The following is a 23,018-nucleotide window of genomic DNA, read 5'->3' as shown; positions in this document are numbered from 1 at the left end:
TTATGGGTAGAAAGGATACTTGTAAAATAAGATGAGCTTTTTATGCCCACTACCCAACACGACACAACAACCATAAACCCTAATTCTGATAATCGGCCCTATGTAAAACGGCCGTCCTTTATCATATCGCTTGCTGCACTAACGGCACTAACAGCAACCGCTATTGATATAGCACTGCCAGCCCAGCCGCTTATTGCCGAAAGCCTCGGTGAACGGGCAGCAGCGGGTGGCATCATTGTCAGCACTTACATGCTGGGGTATGGCCCCGGTCAATTGCTTTGGGGCCCACTTGCTGACAGGTTTGGCCGTATTCCGCCCCTGATGTTTGGGCTTGTCGGTTTTATTCTCGCGACAATTGCCTGCATCTTGTCGCCTAACCTTGAAACGCTGAGTATAGCACGCGGTATTCAGGGCATATTTGGTGGCTCCGGCCCCGTTATCGCCCGGGCTATTGCCCGCGATCAGGGCGGCGGCAAAGCAACAGCCAACCTTCTGACAACAATCATGATGATTTTTGGCATAGCGCCCTTACTTGCGCCCATCATTGGTAGCACCATTCTGGCCTTTACCGAATGGCAGGGTATTTTTGTCTTTCTTGTTCTCTTTAGCTTAACCCTTATATTTTTGGTACGGCGTTATATTATGCCTGCCACAAAGCTACATTCAGAAACCAGCGCGCCGCGCAGACCCCTTACGCTGTCCTTAATCATACAGCTTATAACCGCGCGGGATTTTCTCATGGGTATGCTTGTTGTAACGGCCATTATGGGGGGTTACGGTGCCATGCTTTCTATTGGTGCCTTAATGGCCAGCACACGCTACGGCATTAGCGCAACCGAATTTGGCCCCCTGTTTGCCACCGCCTCTGTTGCGATTGTGATTGGCCCTGCCATTAGCCGCCAACTGCTAAAACGCTATAGCCTGCGCACCCCCATGAAAGTGGGTGCTGTTTCTATTGGCATTGCAGGGTTTGCCTTTTTACTAATGGCAAACACCAGTGTGCCGCTGGCTGTTTACTGGGTGTTTGTCTTTTTATACATGATCAGCTTTGGCCTTATTATGCCTATCTCCAACTCGCTTGCGCTGGAACCTGCGGGCGACGCCGCAGGCACAGCAAGCAGCCTGCTTGCAGCCTTACCCACGATCGGCGCGGCAGCAGGTGCGGCCCTTGCTTCCAGCACAGTTTTTACCGATAGCTATCAGGCTTTGTCTCTTATCATGGCAACAGGCGGTATTTGCACTGTTGCTCTTGTCTTACTGTGGGATACAAGCCACCGGCGCGGGGTCGCCAATCAGGAAAAATAAAATATAGGAGACATCACAATCAGACGACATATAATCGGGTTGTGATACATATAATATTAAATATTTTCCTGTATAGAATCAGGCCTATGATCAAGCAGTGTAAAATAGATCTGACCTTCCCTTTCCGGCTGGTCCTACTATGCCTGACCTTCAGTTGTGCCTTTCATCTGGCACCAACCTATGCAGTAGAGACATCAGGCGAAGTAGCCGCAACATCTGGTTACAAAGACACCCGTATTGTGCAAGTGTTTGCCCCAGAGGTAAGCGAAGCCTTAAAGCAGGATGGCACAGGGTTTTATAATGATATCTGGCAGCTGGCTTTATCAGGTTTTGACCGGCCCACCCTTACAATCGTACCGCACCGCCGCAGCAATTTTATGTTTATAAACACAGAAGGAAGCTGCCGGTTTCCGGCTGTAAGCCATTTTAAAAAAATAAAAGATGAAAAAGCGATTGCCAGTGCGCCTTTCATTAAAATGATCGTGCGTGCCTATACAAAACCCGGCATAAAAGCCCCGCACAGCCCTACTGACTTTATAAGTAAAAAAATAGTCATTTCGCCGCACTATGTTTTGCCTGTCCCATATCAGGACGTTAGTGCATCGACCATGGTTATTATGTCAGAGCGGCAACGTGCCACCATGCTGCTCAGCGGCAGGGTAGATATTATGATATCCTCCATGCCGGTATCAGAATTTGTGTTCCGATCGTTTGGGGTCAAAGAGCCGCTTTACGATAACAAGCTTGTTATTGGTGAATATAACCTAAGCCTTGTATGCCATAGAACGCCTGTGAACGAAGAACTGATCAAACGCTTTAACATGCAACTGGAAATGATACAGCAAGATGGCAGCCTCGCCGCCCTTTTCAGCCGTTATGATATTGAATATGACCTGTATAGACCCGGCGATGAGCGCACAATGACTATCCCGCTGCCAGCCTCTATGCAGCAGGATAAAATCGACGTCCTGGACTGAAAGACAAACAGTGCCGTTCGCCGTACCGGAACAGCATGAACATATCGTCACTGGCATCAAAATCATAAAAATCAGGGTCAATATTCAAGCTATACCCACCCGTGAACCGGAGCACAAAGCAATCATCCCGCGAATCCATATCAATGGCCGTTAGCTGTTCCCCTGCAAGCTGCTCTAGAATGGACCCCGCAAGCGAATGGTTGCTTTCACGGCGCCATAACAAGCGTGTATTGTCCTCATAGAGGTCCCAATCACACATATATACCCAGAGGTGCCAGTCATACTGAACATCACCTGTGATTGTGTCTTTGCCGCGCTTGTTACCAAAATCAAGGGTGACGTACCCGCCCACACCCTGGCGTGCTTTCGCGACAGGCAGCGGCAGCTCGGCCCGAAAAGCTTCGAACTGTGCCCTTGCTGAAGCCGGTGTCGGCATTTTCAGAATCGCGCTCATGGTTATATCCTAGTCTAAATCAGCTATTGTTTCCACTAGATGTCATTCGTCTGATAGTTCATCCCGAATTTTCATCATGATTTTACCAAGTTTGTTTTGGCCTGTTCCGCCTGCACCGGCACCCCAGTAAGTGCCCAGAACAGACCCATCTATAATTTCTGCCTTGCCAGTGGCACAGAGTGCCGCGCGCAGCTCAGCGTGTGCCTCAAACTTTGCTCGCACTGCCTTTTCCATTACCCTGTCCCTGACATCAAACCAGTCATCCCTCAGGGCATCTGGTACAGCCCGTGCGATTGATCTTGCGGCAAACGCATACGGTGATTTGCGTACCTTTTCCTGCACTTCCGGGCAGGAAAAGCGCTGCGCCTCAACATAATGCGCCACAGACCGCCAATAAACGCCGTCAAGCTTGATGCCGTGGGCAGATGAATTTTTAAACTCGCTGTGGTGCTCACCACGTGTATTAAAGAATATAGCCATGTTTCATTACTCTTGTATCATGGTTTCATTACAGTTTTGACAAATTCTGCCACCTGAAGTTTAGCTGACAGGCAGGCAATAGTTGTGTGCTTGTTACTGCCTACCTGTCATCCTCGCTACTGACCCGGGGTCATTGTTATTTCTGGGACAACCACAGCAGCCTGTAGTGCTTCCTGAAGGGCAGTTGCCTTCATCGCAGCCATCTGGCGGGCTGCAAGGGCACTGAACATAATATCCAGACCATCAGCCCGCCAGAGAGAGCGCGCAGTACCAGGGGCAGCTGGTACATGCTGGGGGGAAAGACTTTGGGTTTTCTGTATCTGCGTGATCATCACGTTTCTCGCTTCTATTTTTGCGGTTTCCTTTGGCCGCCTGTTTCAGTTCTCGTTGCGTTAGGGGTTGATAAAGACATAAAAAAACCCTCCGAGACTTTGGTCCGGGAGGGCTATCTGATTTCAGTTTTCAACCTATATTTTATGAGGTTGAGACACCGATACTGCCTCCCTGGACGCGCGTAATGACTAGTGCTGTACGCATAATCTGCGTGCACTTGACAACTGTCGCTGCGAATGTCCAAAGAGTAGTCATTAGTAAATTCCGTTTGTTTCTATTCAAAACCAAGCATAGGCATGGCTTCAACAATATTTCCCCTATACGCCCGTTCGGTCTAGCCTGTCAACACCCTTTCTTATCTCCCCCTACTGCTTGCGCAGGCTGGCAATAAAGGCCGCTGCCCGCTCAGATAGGGCCAATGTCTTATCAGATAAAGCACTAACAGCACCTGCCGTATTTTCAGCAGCACTTGAAATACTGTTTGAAACAGCGTTCATATTATCAACCGATCTTGTTGCCTCTGTTGTCCCGGCTGATGCCATTTGCGCCGCACGGGCAATCTCGTCTGTAGCGGCTGACTGCTCGCTGATCGCGCTTGCGATCGTTGCTGAATTTTCACTGATCTGGCCCACAACAGTGACGATTTTATTATTAACCGCAACAGCGCCCGTTGTAGCCTCGCGGATACCCGCCAACAGTTTGCCGATTTCCTCTGTCGCTTTTGCTGACTGGTTCGCAAGTGATTTCACTTCACTAGCTACCACAGCAAAGCCCTTGCCTGCCTCGCCCGCACGGGCCGCCTCAATCGTTGCATTCAAAGCCAGCAGGTTTGTTTGCTCGGCAATATCACCGATCATTTTCAGCACTTCATTAATTTTATCAGCCCGGTCAGCAAGTTCCTTAATCCGCGCCTCGCTATCCTTTGTATAAGTACGTGCTTCATCAGCTACAGCCGCACTTAATTTCACCTGCCGGGAAATTTCATTAATAGACGCTGCCATTTCTTCTGCACTGGCCGCAACTGAGTTCACATTGTCTGAAACATTATTTGTCGAGCCGATCGCCACCCGAACCGCTGTATCACTTTCTGTTGAAATTTTACTAAGTGATTCTGCTTGCTGCTCCAGTTCCTCCGCAACATGTTCGATATCTCTTAAAACAGTGCTTAAGCCCCCTTCAAACTCCAGTACAATCTGCTCGCGCTCCTGTGCTGCTTTGATACTGTGGTCCTCGTCTGCCAAGCGTTTTTCAGTTTCAAGGTTGTCGATGTGCGCCCGAGCCAGTTCTGTTTCAGCAAGAGCTCTTTCTGCGCGTTCCTTTGCCTCTGCTGCTTCTGCCGCCTCAGCAACCGCTTTTTCTGCCTCTGCCGAGGCTTTTGCCTCGGCGGCGGCGGCGGCGGCAAATCCATCTTGTAGTTTGAGCGCCAGCCAAAACAAGGCCGCCGTTTCAAACACAACAATAATAGCATGCAGCACAACCCGCATATAACTAACACCGTCAGGGAAAACCCAGCTTGGTACAAAAATGTTAAAAAGCAAATGGTGAACAGCAATAACACCAGCCGCCACTAAAATGGCCCGTGCATCGCAGAACAGGCACAGTACAGCCAGCACCGCGAAGAAATACATATGCACGTCAATTTGCCACGGGTGCCCCCTAAACGTGAGCACCAGAAGCGCTGGCATGACAACAAAAGACACACTGACAAGGAGCCGCTGAAGCTCATCAGCCCCGCGCAGATAATACAGCACCGTAGGGACAGCCGCCGCCAAAACCGTAACAAACACGGTAGCCAGAGTGCCTTCCTGATCATGCAGTGCTGAAAACAGCCAGACAAGCGGCACATGCACCCATAAGGCAACGGTTAACCAACGGGCAGAAAATGCACGAATGTCCTCAAGGTATGTCATGATTGTATCCTCACAAAAGGGCTAGCAGGAGGTTTGGGGGCTGCACTATTGCAACCTGCTTTTGGCAAAGCATTAAGCACCAAAAAGGCACCATTTTTATATAAAGCACGAATATCACCGGCGGCGCTGTATTGAACTATATACCGGCGGTCTGATATTTTTTCGATCAGCTGGGCATCGGTATCTGCCAGAACCGCATATATATCGGCAGGCACAGGGTAACCACGAACTACAACCATTAATTTATCTGGTGTATGCGGGTATAAAAGCACAGCAAGCATTAGGGCGAATATCCCTGCTCCGTATAAAAGCGCTGTACCTGTATGCTGCATTCCGTCTTCCCTTTATGGCTATTTGGGCAAACACCTTAAAGGGGTTATGCTGCAGGCCACCAAAAAACCTTTTGGCCCATAATGAAGGCAACCGGTTTTTTTTTGGTTAACGGCGTTTAACTGTATTAAGAGAAGACCAAAATATTATTCGGCGCTTGCTGGCCTTGAATGACGCTTGCGAATATATTGTATCTGCAAAACACCAAGGAAAGCGGCAAAACTGCCTAGCATAAAGGTATATTCAATACCGTACACAGCAACGTTGCTGCCAACCATGCTGATAACCGCCTGTGACAGGCAAAAACTGGACGTTATACTGCCCATCACCGCGCCTTGCTCCAGCGTTGCAATGGTCTCGCGGCTCATAAAAGCTGGAATAGAAGCATTCACAATCGCCACCGCAAAACCCAGCACCACAGAGATCAGCAGACCCACTTCATTAGTGGGCGACAGGAGTATAAGCAGCATTAGCGACACCACCCCAATGCCGCCAAACAACAGGTTATGCCCAAGGGTCATAATGCGCTCCACCCATTTAACACCAAACAGCGCAAACAGGATCATGGAGCCGGTAAAGAACATGTTGGTGGTTGCAATTTCTGCGCTGTCCGCCCCCCAGCGGTTCACCAGAAACAGCGGGTAAAACTGGTAGAATGTATTGATCCCAACTGTCATCAGGAAATGGGCCAACAACACCATTCTGAACATACGGTGGGTTTTCAGCATTTTTAAAATACCGGGGCGTTTTTGATATGCCCCTTTGTCTTTGACCCGCTGGTTGGTTTCAGGTAGCCAAAGTGCGGCCATTGCCAGCGTAATAAACCCAAGCCCCCCCGCCACATAAAACGGCAAGGCGTTTGACCAAACCGCCAGATAGCCACTTATAATGGGGCCTATCAAATAGCCGCTATAACCAGCCACCCCAAGGACAGCAAAAGACGATGCTTTGCTTTCCCCTTTGGTAATATCGGTAAGCATGGCGCGGGCAATAGAGCTGTTGGCTTCAAAATAGCCCGTCACCGCACGGCTAATTACAAATTGCCAAAAATCTTCTTCCCTGATCGCATAGGCAGACCACAACATACAAAAAGCGGTTAAAACCAGCGAAAATAAAAGCACGGGCCGCCGACCATATTTGTCAGAGAACGACCCAAGTGTCCCGCCCCCAAAAAACAGGCCAATAGGATAAACAGCCAGCGCAATGCCAAGGGCAGCCTCGCGCGTGAACGGTGTTTCAATAGCGCCGCTCATGAATAAAGGTGTGATCACAGGGTACGGCATGGCGATACCCATAAATGCCATGAAATACACAGCCGCAACGGTCAACTGTATGCGCTTGTCCAGATCAACTTCCTTTACCGGTATATCTGACAGGGTTTTTGGCCCCATAACCAGCTGCTGTCATATTAAATTTATCGGTATCGATTGCTGTATCGATACTTGTTTTTGGTGTTGGCTATTATAATGCCATGGCTTTTCTATAAAACAGGATGCCTGCTTTCACCATGATAAAATGCACACTTTTCTAAGAAAAGAAATACCATATCTACCTTGCAGCAAGCCTATTCTGCCGCAGTTTTTGCCGCCAGCAATTCTGCTTTAAGGCGCTCTGCACGCTTTTCGCGCCGGGCCGTATAGACCGTAACGGACAGAATAACAGCAGCACCTAACACCACCTGCACGTCAAACACATCCCCGAAAAGTGCAATGCCCAAAATGGCCGCCACCACAAGGCGTAAAAAATCTATTGGTAAAACCGCGCTGGCGTCAGCCGCTGCAAAGGCTTTCACCATATAAAACTGCGAAATAGCGGTGCCAAGGCCAATAAACAGAACCAGCAACCACTCTATACCTGTGGGGCTTGTCCAGTCTGTTACTGCATAAAGCGCACTAAAGGGCAGAATAAGCACAAACGGATATGCCACAACGGTTTCAGAGCGTTCTGTTCCCGATAGTTTTTTCACCACAAGAAAAGCCCCCGCCGTGGTGATAGTCGCAATAATAGCGGCAATCATGCCCGCCACTTCCATCTCAAAACTGGGTTTTAAAACAATCAGAACACCAATAAAACCAATGCCAAGCGCTACAATACGGCGCAGGGTTACACCTTCCTTAAAGACCACCATAGCAAAAACGCCTGCAAAAACCGGGGCGGCATAGGTCATGGCAACAACCGAGGCAAGCGGCGCGTGTGCCACTGCAAAAAACACCGAAAAACCGCCAATAAAAGCAAAAGCTGCCCGTAGCAAGTGGAAGCGAAGTTTATCGGTTTTAAAAAGCGCAGGCCCCTGCTTCATAAACAAGGGTATTATGGTGCAAAAGCCAATAAGATTTCGGAAGAAAAACAGGGTAGCGGTTGAAAGATCGTCGCCAACATAGCGCACAATACCCCAGACAAGCGACTGCAGAACTGTATAAATGGCCATGTAAAACATGCCGCGCTGTATCTGGCTGGCCGCCATTTTATCCTCCGAACACAAAGCGTATAAATGACATAAGCCAGCCCAAAGGGCAGCGCAATCGCTATTTATCAAAACAGCTTAAAACAGCTACTTTCAGTCACTAAATCTAGCCTGTAGGTGGGTTTGGCCGGGTCAGGATAAAAAAGGAAACACACACCAGAATAACAAGCTGTATTATAAAGGCATATAAAGGAACGCCGTATAAAAAGCTTAGCACGACAGAAAATATAATCATGCCTGTTGCAAGCCACTTAACCCGCGGTGCAATCGCCCCGTGCTGGTTCCATTCCTGAATCGGCGGGCCAAACCATGCGTGCCCCATAAGCCAAGCATGGATACGTTCAGACCCTTTCGAGAAACAGAAACTGGCCAGCAGCAAAAAGGGCGTGGTTGGCAAAAGCGGCAGATAAATGCCGATAATTCCAAGCCCTAACGCAAGCCACCCCGCACACAGCCATAAAAGCCGCATTCTGATCTCCTGAAACGCCGTTACCAGCTACACTATGTAAGCAAACCATTTGGGTAAGCAAACCATTTGGGTAAGCAAACCATTTGGGTACCCAACCTATTTGGTAATCGTTAATAACACATGTGTGCGAATGTGTCGCATTCTCTTTTTTGGTCACATGCAAATTAACAAACACTGCAACTATAGCCTTTTAATCAAAACATTCCTGTAGCATGATAAATACAATAGAATGCACCTGTCACTGTTCCGGGATACTCCATGATTGAAAAACTTGTTATTTTTGGCGTGAGTATGGCTGATGTGCTTGTGGTGTCATTTTTTTTGCTTGTGTGGATAGGCTATACCTATGTGGCAGATCACAGTTCCCTGCATAAAAAATCAATCTCATACGCGATGGACCGGCAGCGCCTCCGGTGGCTTACGGAAGCCAGTTCCCGCGAGGTAAAAATTGTAGACACCAATGTACTGCGCACCCTTATTACCGGCATTAGCTTTTTTGCATCGTCTACTGTGCTGGTTATGGGCGGTCTTATTGCAGCCCTTGGCTATGCCGAAAAGCTGGCGGTTACCTTTTCCCACCTGCCGCTTATTAACCCGGTTACCACAGACGGGCTAACGCTCAGGTTCTGCTTTCTTTTGGGCATATTTGTCTATGCTTTTTTCAAGTTTGCCTGGGCGTTTAGAACCGCAAACTACTGCGCCATTATTATTGGCGGCATGCCAGACACAGCACCAAACCAAAATGCCGCAGCAAAACAAAACCGCATTACAGTGGCAACCAGCCTTAGTTCCACATCTGGGCACAGCTATAACCGGGGGATTCGGGCCTATTTTTTTGCACTTGCCGGGCTAGCGTGGTTTGTTGGGCCCGTGTTTTTTGTCGCCGCTACCATTGTGGTTTTGCTGGTACTTATCCGGCGGGAATTTGCCTCAAACAGCGTGCGTATGCTGCGCGGGCTTGATTGATTACCTCACAGTCTTTAAACAGCACGGTAACAGCGCCGTAAACTTGCCATTTTTAGCAGTATAACAGGCATTAGAATTCAAACAGAAGGTAACCGGGGACAAAATTCGTATATAGGGTAAGTTTTCAAGCTAAAATTAATCTGGCGTTCAGCTTTATACCGGCATGGAAAATACTATAAAACCGATAAAATGATTTCATTCATAATCCGGCCCGGTTACGATAGCGGCAAATATTGGGGTAGTTACCCGAAACGAGGAAAAAAAGTGCTTTTCACCAAATCGATTTCAAAGTCATATTACATGCGCGTTTCCACCATTGCCCTTGTGTCTGCCATGATGGCAACAGAAGTGTATGCCGCCGATGAAACCATAACAGATGACCGCACCAGCAGCACAACCACCACAGATGAACTGGGCGCTGGAGCTGGCACCCTAACCATTGATTCAGGTGGTTCGATCACGGTAACATCTGGTACAGCCCTCACGGTGAATGGCCCTCATAACCTTGTGCAAACCGGTAGTATCACCTCTGAAGACCTAGCCGCAGGGCGCGGCCTGTTCCTTGATGCCTCAACCGCTAATCTCTTAGCAGATATTACAGTTGATGGCACAATCAATGTGGCAGCCCCAGAAGATACGTTTGACGACGATGAAACACCCACATCAAACATCGGGCTGGAACTTTCTGGCGCGTTTGGCCTAACGGGCGACATTACCGTTACAGAAAACGGCGACATTAATGTTTGGGGCGGTGATAGCCGCGGCCTGCTGCTTGGCAGCAATATGACAGGCGACCTGACAAACAATGGCGAAATTACCACAGTAGGCAGCCGCAGCGTGGCTGTGGACATTCAAGGTAACCTGACAGGCACGTTCCTGAACACCGGGACCATTCTGTCCAGCAACCCTGAGGGTACGGGCGTTAATGTATCGGGTGAAATTGATGGTGGCTTTATTAACCGGGGCACTATTCGGGCAGGGCGTGGTACAACAACGGATGCTGACAGCAACGAAGTTGATGCTATCCCCGGTAAAGCTGCCGTTTATATTGAGAACAATATTACAGGCGGCGTGCTGCTGGACGGTATTGGCGCGGATAACGAAACCGACCTAGACGGTGACGGCGAAGACGACATTACCGCAGACAGCATTATCACCACAACGGCAGGCACCCCAGCGCTGCATATCAACGGCGGGCTAACCATTGGCACGGTTGACGGGCTGGATTACGGCCTTGTGCACCGCGGCGGCATTCAGGTGAATGGCTCTACCTACGGCCTTGAATCCAAAGGTATCATTATTGAAGGCGAAGACGCCAGTAACCGCGCTGTTATTGAAGGTGGCATCCATTTTGATACCGGCACCTTGAGTGTTGTCGCGGGGGACGCTGATTCAACCGGCATTACGGTGGGGGATTATGCCACGGTTAGCCGTTTCCATAATGCGGGCACCGTTGACGTAGACAGTAATATTTCATCCACCACAACAGATGATGTTACAGTGGAAGGCCCCGGCGGCAATGCTGTCGGTGTGATGATCACTGAAAATGGCAGCATGACAGAGCTGGTAAACGACGGTAACCTTACGGCAAGCGCGCGCGGTACCGGCAAAAGTGCTACCGCCATTATCGACCTTTCCGGCACCCTTAAAAGCATCACCAACAACAGTGTTCTTTTGGCACAGAGAGAAGACACAGATACCGGCACAGCAACGGCTATTGATGTAAGTGCCAACACAAGCACATTCAGCCTTGTAAACACAGGCGATATTGTAGGCGATCTGCGCCTTGGGAGCGGAAATGATACAATAACCCTGAACGGCGGCACGCTAGACGGTGATATTTTCTTCAACACCGGCAGTGACAAGCTGGTGCTGAAAAACGATGCCTCTTTCTTTGGTTCGCTTGATTTTGGCGGCTCGCTTGACCTCACCGTAAACGATTCTGACCTGGCCCTCGGCCAAACAGACACGCTGCATGTGAGCAATGCCACCTTCACCGGCAACACAAACCTTGTGTTTGCCGTAAACCCCAGAAGCCAGTTGGCGGGTGCTATTGTTGTAGACAACACCTTGTCTGCAAGCTCTAGCGTGAACATCACCCCTGTTTTGCAAAACTTTGCGGTTGGCGAACAGTCATTTGACCTGATCACAGCGGGTAATATCAGCTTTGCAGACGCAAGCGCAACTCTTGCACTTGTTGATACACCCTATCTTTTTGATATAACGCTGGGCGAGATCGACGGGGCAACCACCAGCACGGTTACGTTGGACATCCGGGCAAAATCTGCGGCTGAACTTGCGGTTTCCGCGCCGCTTACAGCCCTATACGACAATATGATCAGCACATCTGTTGATCTGGACGCTGAACTGGAACGCAACCTAGCAGGCCTCACCACCAAAGGCGGTGTTGAAGATGCCCTTTCATCCATGCTGCCCGATGTAACCAACGCGAGCTTTAATGTGGCGCTTGCCAGCAAACGCCAGTTCGAGGGCCACCTTGCTGACCGGCTGACCGACTTTATGGTAGCAGAAAAGTTTGTTGGCGGTGGCTGGGCACGCGAAGTAACCAATTACGGCAAGCTTAGCGCTGGTCAAAGCCAGCTTGACGGCAAGCTTTTGTCTGTTGGGGTTACCTTTGGCTATGATGCCCCAGTCTCTAAAAATATCGCTGTGGGTGTTAGCACCGGCTTTACCCTAAACGGGGTGAACGGCGTGAAACCTGTTGATAGCCAGTTCTCGTCTTTTGCGCCGTTTATTTCGGCCTACGGCTTGGGCCGGGCGGGTGATTTTTATCTGGGTGCTCAGGTTGTTGGCCAGTACACAAGCATAGAACGTGAACGTACCCTAACCTTCGGCGACCTTGACCGCCTGGTGGAAAGCACGGCAAGCGGCTGGAACCTTGCAGCAACAGCAGAGGCCGGGTACGAGCTTCATCTTGGCGGCATGTTCTTAAAGCCTTATGGCCGTATTTCCATGCAAAGCTATAGCGAAGGCGGCTACACCGAAGAAGGTGGCAGCAGTGCCAACCTTGAAGTGGGCAAACGCAGCTTTAGCCGGACAGAAGGTACATTCGGCGCTTCCCTTGGGTACGATTTCAAATGGGAAAAATCGCGCTATAACACCAGTATTATTCGGCCTGAAATATTTTATAGCTACACCAAGGCCATCAGCGGCTCTGACCCCGACGCGCTTGAATCAATTTTTGTGGCGGGCGATACCAAGTTCGCGCTTGAGATTGACCAAATGTCTGAAACGGTTGAACAAATGGGCGGCGCTTTCAGCATCTTCGGCGACGGTGCCACAGCGCAGATCCATTATGCCCACGAAAAACTTGATGATCTGACAGGCCATGCGGTGAGCTTTAATTTCGCGCTGACCTTCTAAGCTGATAATCTAATCCTACAAAAGAAGGCCGGGTAAATATTACCCGACCTTCAAAGCACCCCACCCCCACTATAATAGCCATAGTGATACAGGGTTATTCTGCATCCTGTGCAGAATCAGGGGCTGTAGCACCGTCACCCGCATCAGCCACTGTCTTTTCCAGCTTTTCATACTGACCAAACTGACAAGACGGGCCGGGAATAGGCGTTGAATCTATCACTCGGAAAATATCGCCAGAGCACAGGAAACCACCGCGCACTTCGTAAGCAATAGCCTCATGAAAGCCCAGTGAACTGCATTTGTGCGGTAGCGTGTTTAGATATTTCTCGCGGCCTGAAACTTCAAAGATAATATTATTATCGTCCACCACCCGTGTTTGACGTATGCGGGAAGGGCTAAGGCAGCGTTTCATCTCGCCCGTGCGGGTATAGCCATCAAGCGCCTTATCAAGCTTTGTTGGCTCTGGCGGCGTGGGTGTTTCGTCTGCATAAAGGCTACCGGAAAGCCCGGCAACCATAACGCCCGCAACCAGCAGGCTGTGCCACACTTTGTGATCTCTGTTATATCGTGTCATAATACGGTCCCTTCACTGTTTCTTGTCTTATATAGACCAAGCGTTACAGAGACCATAGCCAACACAAGCTGAACACAAGCTGAATTAACACTGCAGCCCTGCTTCAGGCTGCAGTGCTTATTTAATACCAAATATCAGCTTATAGAGCACAGGCACAGCCACCATTGTGAGCACGGTTGCAAAGGCCAGCCCGCCCATAATGGTAACCGCCATACTGGCAAAAAACGCATCACCCAAAAGCGGTAACATGCCCAGAATTGTGGTAGCGGCTGCTAGAAACACAGGGCGAAGCCTGCTAACACTGGCTTCCACAATTGCATCACCCGGGGTAATATCTTCGCTGATCTGCATATCAATTTCATCAACAAGAACAATAGCGTTTTTCATCAACATGCCAGACAGGCTCAGAAGCCCCAAAAGCGCTGTAAAACTGAACGGCAAGCCTGATATAAGCAGACCAGCGGCAACACCGACCAGCGCCATAGGCACCACAAGCCAGATGATAAGCGGCTGCTTAACCCGCCCGAACAGCAGAACAGAGATAACCAGCATGATCACCATGGTTAAGGGTAGCTGTGAACCAAGGGATGCTTGTGCATCGCGTGAGCTTTCATACTCGCCGCCCCACTCCAGATGATAGCCGGGCTTCAGAGGGATTGCCTCCACGCTGGCTTTAATACCTTCAAGGCCCTGCGGCGTGGTAAGGCCGTCTGCCGGGTTGGCCTGCACCGTTAGGGTGCGCGCCCGGTTCAGGCGGCGAACCAGCACTTCCTCCGGCACTGTATCAAAACTGGTGACAACCTGTGTTATGGGTACATAGACCTGCGATGTAGCACTCCACACCAGCCGCTCGCGCAGGCGGTTTGCATTGAGCCGTTCATCAACCGGCGGGCGGGCGACAATCGGGATCAGCCTGTCGCCCTCACGGTATGTGCCAGCGCGGACACCCGTGGTGGCAAACGCAAGTGTTTCTGCTACATCCGTACGGCTAACACCAGCCTGCAAGGTACGCGCCGAAGATACACGCGGCGTAATGGTGAGCTCTTTCTGGCGCCAATCCTGCCGAATATCAATGACCGAACTGGAGCCATGCATAACATCCATTGCTTTTTGGGCCAGCCGGCGTAGTTCTTCTGAATCTTCCCCAGAAAAACGCGCTTCTATCTTGGCACCACCGCCGGGGCCAAATACCAAACGGTCTGTCCGCACTTCAGCGCTTGGATACTGTTCACTGATAATACGGCGAAGGTCAGCCGCCAGCGGGTCGATCAGCTTGCGATCAGTCATCGTTACAATAAACTGGGTGTAAGCTGAATTGGGCTGCTCGGGCTGGTAGGTCAGCATAAAGCGTGTTGCACCGCGCCCCACAAAGGTGGCAACAGATTCAACACCTTCTTTACCCAGAATGATTTTTTCAATCTCTTCAGCGTCGCGTTTGGTGGCGTTAATATCAACCCCTTGCGGCAGCAGATAGTTTACATAGAACATTGGCGTGTTTGAAGATGGGAAAAACGCCTGTTTCACAAAGCCAAACCCATAAAAAGAAAGCCCGGTCAGAACAACAAGCACAACCACGGTTAGGCCGCTGGCCTTTAGAGCGCGCTGTAAGAACCGGCGATATACACCGTAAAAACGCCCACTATACATAGTGGCGTCACCAACCTGCGGCTTTAAGAGATAATGCCCCATCAGCGGCGTTACCGTTATGGCCAAAATCCAGCTAAGGGTTAGGGAAATACCAATCACTGCAAACAGCGAGAATAAAAACTCGCCCGTTGCATCGGGGGACAGCCCAATACCCGCAAAGGCCATAATACCAATAAAGGTTGCCCCTAAAAGCGGGAACTGCGTGCGGGCGGCAGAATCGCTCGCTGCCTCGCGGGCACTCATGCCTTTTTGCACGTTAATCAACATGCCCTCAGCAATCACAATGGCATTATCAACCAGCATACCCATGGCAATAATAAGGGCACCAAGCGATATACGCTCCATCTCGATATTGAAAATACCCATAAAAAAGACTGTGCCCATAACAGTGAGCAACAGCGTAACACCCACCACAAGGCTCATGCGCCAGCCCATAAACAGGCACAGCACGCCAATCACAATCACAACAGATATGGCAAGGTTCAGGATAAAATCGTTAATGGCGGTATCCACCACCTTGTGCTGTTCGTAAACCGGGCTGATCTTCACACCCAGTGGAATACGGTCTTCCAGTTCGGCAAAGCGGGCATCAACCGCCTGCCCTACTTCCACGATGTTTGCGTCCGAGACACCAGCCACAGCCAGTGTAAAAGCAGATTCGCCGTTAAAGCGGATAAACTGGCTTGGTGTTTCCGTAGGCTCCCGCGAAATGGTTGCTATGTCTGTAAGGCTGATTTGTTCGGTCGACCCAGGCAGGCCAACCCGCAAAGCCTGTATTGCTTCAACAGAATCAAAGCTTGATTGCATGGAAACACGGATACGCTGATCATCCACCCGGATAGACCCGGCGGAGGTTACAGCATTTTCGCTCTGGATAGTTTTCAAAACCTCGCTGACCGGAATACCAAGCCCAATAAGCTGCTTGTTTGAAACCTCAACATAAATGGTTTCCTCAGGCTCGCCAGCAGTAGAAACTTTTGCAACACCGGGCACCGTGAGCAGTTCGCGGCGCAGATAATGGGCTATATCGCGCTTTTCTTCGTCTGAAAAACCGTTAGCCGTTACCGCATAAAACATGCCGAACACGTCACCAAAATCATCGTTCACAACAGGCGCACCAACACCTTCTGGCAGGGAAGACCGGGCATCACCCACCTTGCGCCTCAGTTCGTCCCATACCTGCGGCATGGTTTCGCTATTATATTTATCCTTGATCTCAACCTGAATTTCGGAGTAGCCCGGCATGGACTTTGAAGTAATTTTTTTCAACTGGGAAAGCTGCTGGATGGCAGATTCCAGCACCTCGGTTACCTCGTCTTCCACTTCTGTTGCCGTTGCCCCCGGATACTGGGTTACAACAATAGCCTGCTTAACGGTAAAGGCCGGGTCTTCAAGGCGGCCCACTGTTGCAAGGCCCCATAGGCCACCAAGCAAGCAGGCGAGAATAATAATCCACGTGTTAACGGGCTTATCAATAGCATAACGAGCAATATTCATGGGGTTACCTCAGCTTGCCAAGAGGCTGCACTTTCATGCCCTCTTTAAGCGACTGAACACCTGCGGCAACAACTTGTTCGCCTGCCTCAAGCCCAGACACAACCGAAACATAGCCATTCATAATAGCACCCTGCTGCACACGGCGCGGGGCAACAAGTTCTGTTTCTGGGTTATAAACCCATACCCGCATGCCAGTACCCGCACTATCATCTAGGGCACCAACCGGCACATAAACAATCGCACTACCAGAAGCCAGTTTCGGCGTCACCACAACAGACACTGTCATGCCCGGCAAAAGGTTAACTTCAGCTGGGCGCGGCATGCCAAAAACAACACCGTAGCTTTGCGCAACCTGATCTGCCTCAGTTGAATGCTCGCGGTATTCAAGCGGATAAGAATATTCTGTGCCCGCCGCACTAACGAGGGCCTTAACGTCAACCTCGCTTGCGTCCGTGGATGCCCTCATCAGATCTTCTGGCACTGAAATACGCACGCGCAGCTCGCTCACATCCTGAATTCTAAGAACAGCTTCCCGCGCTTGCACATTTGTGTGGGCATCCACCAAACGGCGGGTGATCAGTGCATCAAACGGCGCATTAATGGTGGTATAGGAAAGATTACGTTCCGCATTATCAAGCGCCACTTTCCGCAGATCATAAACACTGCGTGACTGCTCGTATGTTTCGGGGGCAACCAGCTGTTTATCGAGCAGGATTTTCTTGCGCCTAAGTTCGCTTTCAGCCACATCAACAGCTACTTCCGCCTCGCGTACAGCTGATTTAAATTCAGCGGGGTCAAGCGCAGCCAGCAGGCCACCTTCAGGCACGACGGTGCCTTCTTTAACCGGTAGCTGGGTCATGTTGCCTGTAACCTGAAACGAAATATCTACAGTGCTTACAGGCTCTACAAGCCCAATAAAACGCCGGTTTATCAGCGCCGAGGTAGTACCGCCTTCAGCGGTTTTTATAACAACGGTATGAATTTCATCAGGTTGCACCACCTGCTCTGGTTCAGAACAAGCAACAAGTGCAGACATTAAAAATACTATACTGCCAACATGGCAGATTTTTCGGGGGGAGATGGTCATTGTATTACAGGCCTTTGGCGAACTGATCAAATTTTTCAATAAAACTATCTAGGTCATCGGTATTGTAGGGAGCCATACCCATGCCCAATTTTGAAGTAAGAACCAAACCATCAATCGCAGCAAATAGAACGGCTGCCCCGGCTATATCATCACATTCCGTCATAATATCAGCCCAGTATTGCCGAAATAATACCCGAGCAGGCTCTAACAGGTCAGGGTTCTGTGCCGCTGACGCCAATATCGCCATCGAAACCCCGTTATCTGTTTCACATTCTTTCAAACAGGCCGATCTGATCATTGCACGAAGCGTGGGGTTTTTTTCACCCTTTCGCTTGAGGTCTTCTCGCAGCGCATTCATATCAGCACGGGACGTTTCAATTTTTCTCTCCAGCATGCCTTTTAAAAGCATTTCCTTGCTGGGAAAATTATAAAGAACCCCCCCTTTGCTCACACCCGCTTCACGGGCAACAGCATCGATCGTAACCTTACCGGCACCATCACGCTCTGCAACCCTGTGGGCGGCATCAAGGATCGTTTCTTTAGAATTAGAATATACTCGTTCTGTCGGTGACATCGGGCTTCTTACCTCTTTAAGTGAAAGGCATACTATACCGTCTGGTCGGTATAGTCAACAAAAATACAGAAAAATGCTGCGATGCAGAAAAACCATAGATTAGCCTGTTGATAAATAAGAAGTTATTAGCGGCGCGATGTGCGCATGCGCATCATTATTTCGATCAGGAAAGCGGTATTAAGGCCAAACAGCACCAACCCGTTTGCCGCTGCAAAGCCAGACAGCAGCCGCCATTCAAGCGGCAATAGTAGGTCACCAAACCCCAGTGTGGTAAAGGATGCCATTGCAAAATACAGCGCCGCCTCAAGCGTATCAAAGGCCCCGACATAGAGAAAACCCAAAGCCCACACCCACATGGCAAGGCTAAGGGCCGCCAAAAGCCACAGTGCTGTTACCGTTAGCACAAGAACAAAATGGCTAAAGCGTTTGCTGTCCATCAGGTTTTTACCAAAGCGACGAGTCGCCATAATGGCAAGCTCGATAAAGCTTACCTCCACCAAAATGGTGCAAACGATCAGAAAAGAGCCAATTGCAATCTGTATAAACACGCGGTTCCCTTACGCTAGCTGCCGTCTGTAAAAACTATAACTGCAGGCGTGATTTAGCAAGCACCCACATGGATGCCCTATAAAATGACATTTAAAACAAAGGCTATGTAAGAAAAGTATCGTCGCCCACAATTATTGCGCTATGATCAAAGAACGCATATTAATATACTGTCTGTTAGCAATTTTTAAGGTTTGCTTAGTGAAAAAGATAATCAGCTTTCTATTTTTATTTTGCTCGATCTCCATTTTTCCCACAGCCTCGCCGCATGCGCTTGATACAGATGCAGAGCTGCAAATTGCCTTAGAAGCGCTTGACATTGGCCGCTTCAAATTGGCAGACAACCTGTTTCAGGACCTGATGCAAAACAACCAGGCATTGCCGGTTGATATTAGCTACCATGCCGCACGCGCCGCTTATGGCAGCGGTTTCTACCAGCGTGCAGAAATGCTCATCAACGCCTATTTGGCCGAAGCCGGGGAAAAGCCGCTTTTTGCACCGGAAGCCGCCGCCCTTAAAGCAAAAATTCTGGAAGCCATAAGCGCCTTTACTACATCTGAAAAAGCGGCCTTTGAATTTGCCCAAAAACAGCATACCATTTTTGCATATGCAGCTTACCGGCGGCAATATCCAACAGGCGAAAACGTTGAATCTGCTGATTTCCTGAGCTTTAGGCGCGCCAAAGAGCTTAATACAGAGGTATCATTTTTGCGCTATCTGGAACACTGGCCTGACGGTAAGTTTGTGATAGATGCCACAAACGGCGCTGATGTGGCGGCCATGCGTGTTGCCCGCCAGCAAAACACTATCCCAAGCTATCAAAACTATCTCGACGCTTATCCAAAAGGCAAATTCCGCGATCAGGCAAAGCAGCATGAAGAAGCGCTGGCTTTTTACAGCGCCCAAAAAAGCGGGTCTGTGACCGCCCTGAAAAACTTTCTCTCTGTTTATGCCACCAGCCTTTACAGAGGTGAGGCTGAAAAGGCCCTGAAACTGGCCGAACAGTCGCTGCCGCTCTATACTTTAACTGGCCCGGTTGTGCGCATTCCTGCTGGCTTTTTTACCTATAAAAAATCAGGCATTGGCCAAACTATTACCAAAATAGACGGCAACATTATCCCCAAAGCCTTTGAAGCTACGGCATATGAAATAACCTTTAGTCAGTGGGACAAATGTGTTGAAGCCGGTGGCTGTAATGCCTATGTGCCAAATGACATGGGCTGGGGCCGCATGAAGCGGCCTGTTATTAATGTGAACAAAAATGACATTGCGAGCTTTATTGAATGGCTCAATAACGAGTGGCAAAAAGCAGGCGGCACCGGTTTTTGGCGGCTACCCAGTGAAGTGGAATGGGCCTATATGGTACGCGGGCAAAATGCCCAAATTGATACCCAGCGCGCAGCCTTCAGTAATGCGGGTGGCACCTGTGCTGAATGCGCCGACATGCCCGACCTCGATATGACCTTCCCTGTCGGTCAATATAAACCCAATACATACGGCCTTTATGACACCCTTGGTAACGTAGCAGAATGGGTTGCTGATTGCTGGCAGGATGATTTTACCAAAGCGCCGGCAAATGCAGCACCCTTTATGGGCACAGACGGAACCTGTGATACAGGCATGGGCGTGGTGCGCGGCAGTATGAACTCGGCCATGCCTGCCCTGCTTGCCGCACAGGCACGGCATAAAACAGAGGGTACAGAACGGCGTAAAAATATTGGTTTCCGGCTTGTTCGGTCTATCCCGGAATAAAGGCTGCTTGTTTAATCGCCTTTAGATAGTTTCCAGATTGTACCCTGTGCGGTGGCGCACAGCTTTTCCACACCGCGCTTCAAGGCATATATATCGCAGGTGCAAACCGCCTGACTGCGGCCCACGCCTGCTGTGCGAGCCCGGGCAACAAGGCGCTCGCCCACAGCAGGGCGCAGATAATTTATTTTATATTCCAGCGTTAGGCAGTCGCCCATAACAGAGCCGCCCGCAAAAGTGAGGGCATTATCTGCCAAATAGCTTATAATACCGCCATGCGCATAACCATGCTGCTGCCTGTGCTCGGGCTTCAGGTCAAGCGCCAGTTCTGCCATGCCTTTTTCAAAAGCTGTCAGCTCTGTCCCCAAAAGCACACTAAAGGGCTGGCTTTCCAGCACACCCCGCCCAAATGCCAGCATATCATCCGTCATAGTATCCCTTTCTGCTTACCCAGCATGACATATGCCAGACGGCAAAAGTTTCAATGAAAAGTAGGGTTTTTATAGGGAATTATTACTGCGGGGTATTCAGGCGATATGATTGCAGAAAATCACGCGCCGAAAAGCCAAATTCACGCCGAAAAATACGGCTGAATGTTTCGCGGTTTTCATACCCAACAGCAAAAGAAACTTCTGATATGGTAATGCTAGGCTCGGATTTCATCAATTCTGTTGCCCGGCGCATACGGCGGTAATGTAATAGCTCCATAGGGCTACCGTAGGGCTTGCAGACCTGAAACAGCTTAGTTCTGGAAACCCCAACCATGCGGGCAATGCTATCCGGGTTCAGGCCCGGTTTATGCAGGTTATTTTCAATACAGATACGAACCGACCTTAAAACAGGACCAGACATACTCTCTGATTCTAGAATATGCGGAGCCTCAATACCAAGAAGTGCCGCGCTTAGCATCTCGATCGTCACACTTGCTACTTTTTCGGCATCAAGCTGCGACAAACCCGGCATTTCCGCCATAACAGACTGCATGTGGGTTTTCAGAATGTTAGTCATCGGCCCGGCTTGCATGGTAAAGCCGTGCAGCTTGTCCAGCCTTGGTAGCCGGTCCAGCAATTCTTTTTTGGTAACCAAAATGCCAATATTATCATAGGCCGGGTTTTCAGAAAACAGCGGCTGGCTCAGGTCCGCAATTCTGATGTCACCGGGGCTAAAAAGCTGGTCTGCCTTTAGGTTATGCTGAACTTCTTGCCCGCTTAGTCTAAGCTGAACAGCGAGCAGTTCCACTTCCTGCGTATCTATAATCTTCTGTGTTCGGTCCATGTGGCAGTGATCATGGATGGTGTGCTGCACATAGCCAATAGAGGATGTGAAATAGTTGGTCATCGTACCGCGAAAAGGGGCGTTCAGTGGCCCGGGCCGCCCCAGCTCTGCAATACCCGCAGCGCAGTGCTGCCACATATCAAACTGTTCCGCAGGAACGGCTTCGGCGGTATCTACCCTGTTTGCAAAAACCCGCTCTTCTCTGCTTTCAAAAAGAGCAAGCAGGTTCGTGGTATCTGGTTTTGTTGCTGTTGGTGAATCCAGCATCAATCAGCCCATCTATTGTTCCAAAGGCTACCATATCAGCGTTTTTGCTAATCGGCAAATTATCCAGCCCTAACGATTGTATACAGCAAAAAGTAGCAAAACTACCTGTAAAATGAAACGCACGATCACAAAATATGAACTGTACGTCACGCACTAGCGCCCCGTATCTGGTATCTTTCTTTTCAGTCATGCTGTTGCCTGCTGCTGGTTTCGGCACGAATATTGCTCATAAACATTACTGCATATTATGAAGCACAGACTAAACAAATTATACGAGCTATTCGTCATGAACAAACACCAGCACAAAAGCCTTTCATTCCCAGAAGGGGGCACATATACCTTCAAAGTTGCAGACTTCAGTGTTCAATCTGGCCGCTTAACCTTTGTCACCCTTGATATTATGCCGCGCAAAGGCACAATATTATACGATAATGCCCCTCTTGTTGGGGCAGGTTGTTCTATTTCAGCTATCGATATTTTGCTTGGCAACCTTATCTACGAACCAGAGCCCGGTGCCACAGGCCCGTGGTATGCAACTTTTGAATACACAACGATCAGCAACTTCAAGTCTACATACAGTGGTTCTGTCGTTTTTAACATCACCGGGGAAGATGCCTTGGAGACCGTGGTACAGAGTGCCGGTCGCGCCTAAAGCCCACATATTGTGAAACTGATATTTTACTGACACGGTAATCGCAGCTCTTGTCAGACTGAGTGTATTAATAAGCCT

Annotated in this window: 21 protein-coding genes; 6 read left to right on the top strand and 15 right to left on the bottom strand. The window is 49.7% G+C overall.

All coding sequences use genetic code 11. The annotated features are described in order from the left end of the window. Nucleotides 1-42 precede the first annotated feature (42 nt). Complete coding sequence (locus ICL80_RS05445; protein ID WP_194215085.1) at nucleotides 43-1,305, top strand: multidrug effflux MFS transporter; 1,263 nt, start codon at nucleotides 43-45, stop codon at nucleotides 1,303-1,305. Nucleotides 1,306-1,391: 86 nt separating this feature from the next. After that, a complete protein-coding gene (locus ICL80_RS05440) occupies nucleotides 1,392-2,282 on the top strand; it encodes a hypothetical protein (RefSeq protein WP_194215084.1) in 891 nt (296 codons plus the stop codon). On the opposite strand, the gene ICL80_RS05435 is transcribed toward ICL80_RS05440, so the two are convergent. From ICL80_RS05435 to ICL80_RS05400, 8 genes are all read right to left on the bottom strand, one after another. Beyond that, nucleotides 2,248-2,736: a hypothetical protein gene (locus ICL80_RS05435; RefSeq protein WP_194215083.1), complete on the bottom strand. Its 489-nt coding sequence runs from the start codon at nucleotides 2,734-2,736 to the stop codon at nucleotides 2,248-2,250. The genes ICL80_RS05440 and ICL80_RS05435 overlap by 35 nt on opposite strands. 42 nt (nucleotides 2,737-2,778) lie before the next feature. Continuing rightward, on the bottom strand, nucleotides 2,779-3,216 hold the full coding sequence (locus ICL80_RS05430; RefSeq protein ID WP_194215082.1) for an NADAR family protein: 438 nt from the start codon (nucleotides 3,214-3,216) through the stop codon (nucleotides 2,779-2,781). Between the two features lie 116 nt (nucleotides 3,217-3,332). Then, complete coding sequence (locus ICL80_RS05425) at nucleotides 3,333-3,548, bottom strand: hypothetical protein (protein WP_194215081.1); 216 nt, start codon at nucleotides 3,546-3,548, stop codon at nucleotides 3,333-3,335. A gap of 366 nt (nucleotides 3,549-3,914) precedes the next feature. Then, nucleotides 3,915-5,459, bottom strand: a complete 1,545-nt coding sequence (locus tag ICL80_RS05420) for a methyl-accepting chemotaxis protein (RefSeq protein WP_194215080.1) — start codon at nucleotides 5,457-5,459, stop codon at nucleotides 3,915-3,917. Continuing rightward, on the bottom strand, nucleotides 5,456-5,791 hold the full coding sequence (locus tag ICL80_RS05415) for a hypothetical protein (protein ID WP_194215079.1): 336 nt from the start codon (nucleotides 5,789-5,791) through the stop codon (nucleotides 5,456-5,458). Before ICL80_RS05415 ends, ICL80_RS05420 begins: the two co-directional genes overlap by 4 nt. A 144-nt stretch (nucleotides 5,792-5,935) precedes the next feature. Further along, nucleotides 5,936-7,180, bottom strand: coding sequence for an MFS transporter (locus ICL80_RS05410; protein WP_194215078.1), 1,245 nt, complete (start codon nucleotides 7,178-7,180; stop codon nucleotides 5,936-5,938). A gap of 173 nt (nucleotides 7,181-7,353) precedes the next feature. Beyond that, on the bottom strand, nucleotides 7,354-8,253 hold the full coding sequence (locus ICL80_RS05405; protein ID WP_194215077.1) for a DMT family transporter: 900 nt from the start codon (nucleotides 8,251-8,253) through the stop codon (nucleotides 7,354-7,356). 106 nt (nucleotides 8,254-8,359) lie between these two features. After that, a complete protein-coding gene (locus ICL80_RS05400) occupies nucleotides 8,360-8,722 on the bottom strand; it encodes a YbaN family protein (RefSeq protein WP_194215076.1) in 363 nt (120 codons plus the stop codon). A 258-nt stretch (nucleotides 8,723-8,980) separates the two neighbouring features. Between ICL80_RS05400 and ICL80_RS05395 the strand changes: the two genes are divergently transcribed. Together ICL80_RS05395 and ICL80_RS05390 are read left to right on the top strand one after the other, a co-directional pair. Continuing rightward, entirely contained in the window at nucleotides 8,981-9,688 is a 708-nt protein-coding gene (locus tag ICL80_RS05395) for a DUF599 domain-containing protein (RefSeq protein WP_194215075.1), read from the top strand. Nucleotides 9,689-9,952: 264 nt separating this feature from the next. Further along, the gene (locus ICL80_RS05390; RefSeq protein WP_194215074.1) at nucleotides 9,953-13,072 is read left to right on the top strand and encodes an autotransporter outer membrane beta-barrel domain-containing protein; all 3,120 of its coding nucleotides are present in this window, start codon (nucleotides 9,953-9,955) and stop codon (nucleotides 13,070-13,072) included. 94 nt (nucleotides 13,073-13,166) lie between these two features. Here ICL80_RS05390 and ICL80_RS05385 read toward each other — a convergent pair whose 3' ends face one another. From ICL80_RS05385 to ICL80_RS05365, 5 genes are all read right to left on the bottom strand, one after another. Then, entirely contained in the window at nucleotides 13,167-13,646 is a 480-nt protein-coding gene (locus tag ICL80_RS05385) for a hypothetical protein (protein ID WP_194215073.1), read from the bottom strand. A gap of 117 nt (nucleotides 13,647-13,763) precedes the next feature. After that, nucleotides 13,764-16,790: an efflux RND transporter permease subunit gene (locus ICL80_RS05380; protein ID WP_194215072.1), complete on the bottom strand. Its 3,027-nt coding sequence runs from the start codon at nucleotides 16,788-16,790 to the stop codon at nucleotides 13,764-13,766. Between the two features lie 4 nt (nucleotides 16,791-16,794). Next, the gene (locus ICL80_RS05375; protein WP_194215071.1) at nucleotides 16,795-17,826 is read right to left on the bottom strand and encodes an efflux RND transporter periplasmic adaptor subunit; all 1,032 of its coding nucleotides are present in this window, start codon (nucleotides 17,824-17,826) and stop codon (nucleotides 16,795-16,797) included. Between the two features lie 55 nt (nucleotides 17,827-17,881). Continuing rightward, the gene (locus tag ICL80_RS05370) at nucleotides 17,882-18,451 is read right to left on the bottom strand and encodes a TetR/AcrR family transcriptional regulator (protein ID WP_194215070.1); all 570 of its coding nucleotides are present in this window, start codon (nucleotides 18,449-18,451) and stop codon (nucleotides 17,882-17,884) included. A gap of 125 nt (nucleotides 18,452-18,576) precedes the next feature. Beyond that, on the bottom strand, nucleotides 18,577-18,999 hold the full coding sequence (locus ICL80_RS05365) for an ion channel (RefSeq protein ID WP_194215069.1): 423 nt from the start codon (nucleotides 18,997-18,999) through the stop codon (nucleotides 18,577-18,579). 199 nt (nucleotides 19,000-19,198) lie between these two features. Between ICL80_RS05365 and ICL80_RS05360 the strand changes: the two genes are divergently transcribed. Beyond that, nucleotides 19,199-20,749 (top strand): formylglycine-generating enzyme family protein, encoded by a 1,551-nt coding sequence (locus ICL80_RS05360; protein WP_194215068.1) that lies wholly within the window; start codon nucleotides 19,199-19,201, stop codon nucleotides 20,747-20,749. A gap of 11 nt (nucleotides 20,750-20,760) precedes the next feature. Here the strand turns inward: ICL80_RS05360 and ICL80_RS05355 are convergent, their stop codons facing one another. Both ICL80_RS05355 and ICL80_RS05350 read right to left on the bottom strand, forming a co-directional pair. Further along, a complete protein-coding gene (locus tag ICL80_RS05355) occupies nucleotides 20,761-21,177 on the bottom strand; it encodes a PaaI family thioesterase (RefSeq protein ID WP_194215067.1) in 417 nt (138 codons plus the stop codon). An 82-nt stretch (nucleotides 21,178-21,259) separates the two neighbouring features. Beyond that, nucleotides 21,260-22,288 (bottom strand): helix-turn-helix domain-containing protein, encoded by a 1,029-nt coding sequence (locus tag ICL80_RS05350; protein WP_194215066.1) that lies wholly within the window; start codon nucleotides 22,286-22,288, stop codon nucleotides 21,260-21,262. 286 nt (nucleotides 22,289-22,574) lie between these two features. Between ICL80_RS05350 and ICL80_RS05345 the strand changes: the two genes are divergently transcribed. Next, nucleotides 22,575-22,940 carry a hypothetical protein gene (locus ICL80_RS05345; protein ID WP_194215065.1) on the top strand — a complete coding sequence of 122 codons (366 nt, stop codon included), beginning with the start codon at nucleotides 22,575-22,577 and terminating at the stop codon, nucleotides 22,938-22,940. Nucleotides 22,941-23,018: the final 78 nt, after the last annotated feature.

This window comes from Kordiimonas pumila (assembly GCF_015240255.1).
GTDB lineage: Bacteria > Pseudomonadota > Alphaproteobacteria > Sphingomonadales > Kordiimonadaceae > Kordiimonas > Kordiimonas pumila.
Note: the sequence above shows the minus strand (reverse complement) of the source record. Positions and strands in the feature narration are given on the sequence as shown.